The sequence below is a fragment of the Saccharothrix sp. ST-888 genome (assembly GCF_000955975.1).
Lineage (GTDB): Bacteria > Actinomycetota > Actinomycetes > Streptomycetales > Streptomycetaceae > Kitasatospora.
This window is the reverse complement of the sequence record NZ_JYJF01000553.1, coordinates 1-361: the sequence shown is the minus strand read 5'-3', so window position 1 is coordinate 361 and position 361 is coordinate 1. Positions and strand designations below refer to the sequence as shown.

At 74.2% G+C, this 361-nt stretch carries 1 protein-coding gene; it reads right to left on the bottom strand.

The genetic code is table 11. The features are described from left to right. Positions 1 to 162: 162 nt before the first annotated feature. Positions 163 to 361 (bottom strand): zinc-binding dehydrogenase (locus tag UK12_RS33745; RefSeq protein ID WP_045307033.1); only part of this gene is annotated, 199 nt, incomplete at its 5' end.

Genomic DNA, 361 nt, shown 5'->3' with positions numbered 1-361 from the left:
CGGCGGCCTGATCGTCGCGATCCCCGCCGGGGTCTCCGAGCAGCTGCGCGACGCCGCCGAGGCACGCGGAGTGCGGGCCGGCGCCTTCCTGGTCGAACCTGATGGCACGGGCCTGACCCGGATCGCCGGCCTCATCCACGCCGGATCGGTGGCGGTCGAGGTTCAGCAGGCAACGGTCAGGACGCGCTTGCCCCGCGTACGGCGCGTCTCGCCGAGGCTGTGCGCTCGGGCGGCCTGCTGGAGCGGGAATGCCTCCTGAACCTCGACCGCCACCGCTCCGGCGTCGATGAGTCCGGCGTTCCGGGTCAGGGCCGTGCCATCGGGTTCGACCAGGAAGGCGCCGGCCCGCACTCCGCGTGCC